Annotated in this window: 5 protein-coding genes; 1 reads left to right on the plus strand and 4 read right to left on the minus strand. The window is 72.0% G+C overall.

All coding sequences use genetic code 11. From position 1 onward, the window contains the following. The 4 genes from MJ777_RS22055 to MJ777_RS22070 form a co-directional block, all read right to left on the minus strand. Window positions 1-1,765, minus strand: a 1,765-nt coding sequence (locus MJ777_RS22055; protein WP_239377669.1) for a CoA transferase, incomplete at its 3' end; no start/stop codon positions are given. A 239-nt stretch (window positions 1,766-2,004) separates the two neighbouring features. Next, complete coding sequence (locus tag MJ777_RS22060; protein ID WP_239377670.1) at window positions 2,005-3,318, minus strand: MFS transporter; 1,314 nt, start codon at window positions 3,316-3,318, stop codon at window positions 2,005-2,007. After that, window positions 3,297-3,875 (minus strand): sigma-70 family RNA polymerase sigma factor, encoded by a 579-nt coding sequence (locus MJ777_RS22065; protein ID WP_305039437.1) that lies wholly within the window; start codon window positions 3,873-3,875, stop codon window positions 3,297-3,299. Before MJ777_RS22065 ends, MJ777_RS22060 begins: the two co-directional genes overlap by 22 nt. Before the next feature lie 428 nt (window positions 3,876-4,303). Further along, window positions 4,304-4,696 carry an SCO5389 family protein gene (locus tag MJ777_RS22070; RefSeq protein WP_239346540.1) on the minus strand — a complete coding sequence of 131 codons (393 nt, stop codon included), beginning with the start codon at window positions 4,694-4,696 and terminating at the stop codon, window positions 4,304-4,306. A 376-nt stretch (window positions 4,697-5,072) separates the two neighbouring features. Here MJ777_RS22070 and bluB point away from each other — a divergent pair, with 376 nt between their 5' ends. Continuing rightward, on the plus strand, window positions 5,073-5,750 hold the full coding sequence (gene bluB, locus MJ777_RS22075) for a 5,6-dimethylbenzimidazole synthase (protein ID WP_239313304.1): 678 nt from the start codon (window positions 5,073-5,075) through the stop codon (window positions 5,748-5,750). Window positions 5,751-5,897 lie beyond the last annotated feature (147 nt).

The following is a 5,897-nucleotide window of genomic DNA, read 5'->3' on the forward strand; positions in this document are numbered from 1 at the left end:
GCGCCTGCGCGGCCGCCTGCTGGCTGGCGGCCGCGGTGGCCCGGCTGAGGACGTCGGCGGATGAGCCGGCGGCGAGCATCACGTGCCCGTCGGCCACCGGCAGCGGCTCGACCAGCAGCGGCTCGACCGGCAGCTGCCCGGCCGCCGCCCCCGGCAGCCGGCCGGGCGTCCCACCGGACTCGATCAACGGTGCCTGGAGCACGCCGGCCGCTGCCAGCAGATCACTGTCGACCCGCTGCCCCCGGCCGCCGCGGACCCGGGCCACCAGCCCGGCCAGCACCCCCTGTGCGCTGACGAGGCCGCCGAGGACATCGAGCAGGGTCATCAGGGAGCCGGCGGGCGGCTCGCCCGGGGCGCGCAGCTGCTCACCGAAGCCGGCGTACGCCTGGACCAGGAAGTCCGTACCGGGCGGCGAGCCGTCGACCGGCACATCCCCCCATCCGGAGGCGTAGGCGTAGACTAGGCCGGGATGGATCCCGGCGAAGTCGGCCGAGTCCAGTCCGAAGCCGGCGGCCTTGCCCGGGGCCCAGTTGTGTAGGAACACGTCGGCACCGGCCACGGCGTCCCGCACGGCCGCCCAGCCGCCGGATGAGCGCAGGTCGGCCTCGACGACACGCTTGTGCCGGTTGAGCGCCAGAAACCGGGCCGAGCAGCCGCCGACCGTCGGCGCCATCCCGCGCAGCGGGTCACCCCCGACGGGCTCTATCCGGATCACCTCGGCGCCGAGCTGGCCGAGGAGGTGCCCGGCCAGCGGTCCCTGGACACGCCGGCCGGCCTCGACGACGGTGAGCCCGGCCAGCGGCAGGGCCGCCGCGGCCGACAGCTCCGGGAGGCCCGGTGGTGCCTGGCCCGCCTCGGGGGGCACACCGAACGCGCGGATGGCCCACGGCGGACCGACCCGACCGGACGGGGCGAAGTCCGCCATCCGCTGGGTGTGGCCACGCAGCGGCAGGATAGCCAGCCCCGCCGCCGCGGCCGCGCTCCGGAGCTGGTCGTAGCCGCGTACCCGGGTCGCGGCGTGCAGATCGGCCGGCAGCGGGGCACTGGCGTTGGCGTACCGCAGGACGAACGCGCGCCAGCCGCGTGCGACAGGCCGCGGGTCCACGCCCAACGCCGACCACAGACAACGCCACGGTTCCGGGTCCAGCGCCTCGATCTCGAACCAGACTCCGTCGGCCGAGACGAAAGGCGGCGGCACCCCCGCGGCCGGGCCGGGCCCGGCGCCATCGAATTCGGTGCCATCGAATTCGGCCTCATCGGGCTCGGCGTCATCGGGCTCGACGACGCTGCCGGCCGCCAGATACTGCGAGACCGTCACCAGCGCCGCGCCCGCCACGGACACCTCCACGGCCTCGACCGGCATGCCCCGCAGCCCGGCGAGCACCGCGGCGAGCACCCCCTGGACGGCGAGCACACCGGCCGCCGCGCTCACGTAGTCGAGCCGGAGCCGCCGCGGCCCGCCACGGGCGCGGCCGTGCACGGCCATCAGGCCGTACGCGGCCTGGGCGGTTCCCTCGTCCAGGCGGGTGCCGGTGGTGTCCGTCCAGTCGAGGGCGCAACGGATCGCGGGCAGCTGTGGACATGTGACCGTTATCGGTCCGGCGATCGTCGATCGCTCGGCCGGCTCGACGATCGCTCCCAACTGGCACAGGTGCCGTACGACGAGCCGCTCGGCGGGGCCGGCAGGCCTGCCACGCACCGTGATGCCCGCCAGCGGAGCCGGGACGGATCGCCGGTCCCGCGCCGCACCGTCACTACTCGACATCACGCCGGTATCACGCCGGCATCACACCGACGCTCCCCAGCGCATCCGCTGCCGTCAGGCCTGGTCACATGTCAGTAGTCGGATCCCGTGCGCACTGAGTTCCCGCGGTATGAAAGTGACTGGACATGAAAATCACGGGACATACGGCCCGCGGGCTGGCGAGGCTTGTCCTCGGGGCGCACGATCTCCTCGGCGGCGCTGTCCCCTTGGGCGCGCTGTGGGCGCGCGGCCGGGTCTGGTCACGACATGGCCGCGGGCCGGAGCTCGGCCTTCCCGGTGATGAACGACCCCGTGACGGCGGACGCGGCGAACACCAGCATCACCCACAGCCAGGCCCAGCCGTAACCGAACGAGTCCGCGAGCAGGCCGAACACCGTCGGCCCCAGCACGAAACCGCTGAAGAAGCCGAGCGAGACCAGCCCGGACGCGTGGCCGGTCGCCCCGCCGCGGCGCACCACGGCCAGCATCGACACGGCATTGGCACCGGTGGCCGTTCCCCCGATACCAGCCGCCCCCAGCCAGACCAGGGCTGGCCAGACGGGTGCGGCCAGCCACACGAGCGGCACGGAAACGGCCGCCGCCGCGGACAGGGAACCAAGAAGCATGGTCGCCTCCGGCATCCGGTCCGCCCATCTCGTCCAGGTGATCCGTCCGAACAGCCCGGACAGTCCGAAAGCCGCGAGGGCTGCCCCGGACGCCCAGCCGCCCAGGCCGAGCCGCTGTGAGGCGTACAGCGGCAGGTAGGTGTTGACGGCCGCCAGGGCGGTGCCGAGCAGCGCCGAGTAGGCCATCAGCCAGGCCAGCCACGTCGACGGCCGCGACCAGCGCCACCAGGAGCCGCGCGCGGTGCCCGCTGGGCGCGCGGCGCGGCCCGCCGCCTGCTGCCCGGACACCGGCCGGCTGTCCGCGTCGACCGTCCGCCAGACCAGCGCCAGCAGGATGATCGGGACGATCGCGGCACACCGTAACGCGGCCCGCCAGCCGATCGTGTGCGCCACGGCCGGCAGCACCAGCCCGGCGGCGAACGCCGACAGCTGGACACCCGACTGTTTGAGCCCGATGGCCAGCGCCCGCCGTGCCGGCGGAACCGTTCGTGCCAGCAGCACGTTTGTGGCGGGATTCGCCAGCGCCTGCCCGATGCCGGCGAGCGCCAGGACGGCGAGGAGAGCGGCGTAGGAGCCGGCGAACGACGCACCGGCCAGCGCGGCCGTGACCGCCGCGCTCAGGACGGCCAAGCCACGGCGTGCTCCGGTGACGTCCACGAGATGGCCGGCGACCAGGGACAGCACGGCTGCCACCGCGAACGTCGCCGTGACCAGCTCACCGACTCTCGTCCGGGACAGGCCGAGATCGTCGACCAGGGAGGGCGCGAGCGCGCTCACCGCGTACAGCGACAGCATCGACGAGGCCATTGCCGTGGTCGCGACTCCCACAGCGACCCACCAGCGCCTGCCGGCCATGGCCCACCCCACCCCTGTTCCCGCGCCTGATGCTGTGTCAGTCGTCGGCGGGACGGTGAATAGTTCCCCGGTCAGCTGGTCGCTTCCAGCCATCGGGGCGGATCATTGCGATCATGAAAGGCGGCCACCAGGTCGATCCGCGCACGAGCGACCCGGGAGCGGATCGTACCGACGGGACAGCCGCACACCTGCGCGGCTTCCGCGTAGCTGAGCCCGAGCAGCTGGGTGGCGACAAACGCCTCACGCCGTTCCAGCGGCAGGCCACGCAGCAGCTGGCGGACGACGACCGCGTCCTCGAGCGACGACGCCCCGCCGCTGGAGGCCTCGGCCTCGGCCGCGTATGCGCTGGGGGCCACGCGCGGCCGGCGGACGGCGGCGCGGATGTGATCGACCACCACCCGGCGGGCGATCGCCAACAGCCATGTCCTGGCCGACGAACGCCCGGCGAAGGCGGGCAGGGCACGCACGGCCCGCAGGTACGTCTCCTGGCAGAGGTCCTCGGCGTCGTTCGCGTTGGTGAGATGGAGCAGGAACCGGTAGGTCTGCCGCTGGGTCGCCCGGATGAACGCGACCTGCGCCGCGGGGTCGCCGGCACCGGCCGCCAGCGCCCACGCTGTGATTGTGTCCTCATCGGGCTCGGCTGCTGGCACGTCCGGAAGATAACAGTGGTAGATGATCGTCAGTTTGGTTTGTCGATCCCGCTGGCGGGAGCGCGGGCATGGCGGCGAGCGCCGGGCTGTGCGGGCGCTCGCCGCGGACGCGGCGGAGGACGCGGCCGAGGACGCGGCCGAGGACGCGGTGAGGGCGGGAGCCAGGACAGCCGCGGGGCGGACCGTCGCGGGTGCAACGCGCCCTCGCCGCTCCTCGACCGTTAGAGCGCCCGAGGATAGGGCGTTCGATCAGTGAGCGGCTCATCCGTGCCCGGTCCGGCAAGGCGGAGGAGGAAGGCGCCCTGGTGGTGGGCGCCGACTGACGACAACGCGGCCGGGCGGGATGCGGGGAGCCGTGAGCCGGACAGTCCTATCCTCGGGCGCTCTTAGGGCCTGGTGCCGCACATCCGGTGGACGGGCGGCGCCGATCAGCAGTTGACGAATCCTGGCTGCTGGTTGAGGACCTGGCTTTCCGCCGAGACAAACCGCCGGTACTGCTCGCTGGCCACCGCCGGTGGGCGGAAGGCGGCCAGCCGATGGCAGTTCTGGAACGCCAGGGCCACCCCGAAGTGGCGTTCCAGCGCGCCGCGGATCGCGGTGCTTGCCAGCGCCCGCAGCAGCTGCCCCTGCTCGGCGTCATCCGCCGGTGGCACCTGGTTGTCGACAAAGTCACGGTCCGCGGCCGGCAGCTCGCCAGCGAGCCGTTCGACCAGGCCGTAGGCGTAGGGCAGGGACGCGCGGACGCAGGCGAGGAAGGCATCGTCGTCGACGCTGCCGTGTTCAGCCTGCGCAAGCAGTTCCGGGGAGACGGTCAGAGACACGGGACCTCCTGGGCAGAGGCGATCAGGACACATGCCAGCCTCATGGATGTGACAATCGTTGTCAATACAAGTTACCGATGCGCACCGGGACGATCTGTGCGCGCGGCGGCACGGCGGTACGGGAGGGCGACGAGGAAGGTCATCGTGATTGTTCTGGCCGCGTTGATGAAGATTACTTTTTCCATTGAGGAGCATGATCGGTTTTTTGGGTGGCGGATATGATCGAGACGGCATCGTTCGCGAGGTGTCCTGGGGAATCGGGGAGGACCGGGAAGCCGGTGAAGGCCGGGCGGTAGAGGTTGATCCGAGAGTCTGAAGACCGGTCTCGCGTGTGTGCCACCCGCTGGTCGGGTGGTCGGTCGGTGGGAGTCCTGCCATGCTGGTAGATCTCTACGACGTGATCAGTCGGCGTCGGGATGTACGTGCCCAGTTCACTGGGGCGCCGATGCCGCCGGGCGTCCTGGAGCGGGTGCTTGCGGCGGCGCATGCCGCACCCAGCGTCGGCCTGAGCCAGCCATGGGACTTCATCGTGATCGAGAGCATCCGGACCCGGCGGGCATTTCATGATCACGTTGAGGCGGAGCGGGCGATTTTCGCCGCGACCCTGACCGCGGACCAGGCTGCCCGCTTCACCCCGATCAAGATCGATGGAGTGTTGGAGTCCACGCTGTCCGTCGTGGTGACCTATGATCCGCGGCGTGGCGCGCCGGCGGTCCTGGGACGCCATGCCATCGCGGACACCGGGCTGTACTCGGTGTGTCTGGCAATCGAGAATCTGTGGCTGGCCGCGACCGCCGAAGGCCTCGGCGTCGGCTGGGTGTCGTTCTACCGTGAACAGGTCGTGCGCAGGCTGCTCGGTATCCCCGCCGGTATCCGGCCGGTCGCCTGGCTGTGCCTGGGGCCGGTGACACATCATGAGGTTGTCCCCGACCTGGAGCGGCACAACTGGGCATACCGCCGCGTCCTGCGGCAGGCGATCCATCACGAGAGGTGGCAACCGGCCGGGCCGGCGGATGGCGGGCCGGTGGACGGCGGGCCGGCAATACCGCGATGACGGTGCGTGTCGGCTCTCGGCTTTCGGCTTTCGGCTCTCGGTTCTCCGGCTCTTCCGGCCAGCGCCGAGGCCGGGGCTCGATCACTGATCGTCGAGGTCCCAGCGGGTGTAGCTGGATGTGGATGCCGTGGCCGGACAGGCGCTCTC

This window comes from Protofrankia sp. Cj5 (genome assembly GCF_917627405.1).
Classification (GTDB): Bacteria; Actinomycetota; Actinomycetes; order Frankiales; family Frankiaceae; genus Protofrankia.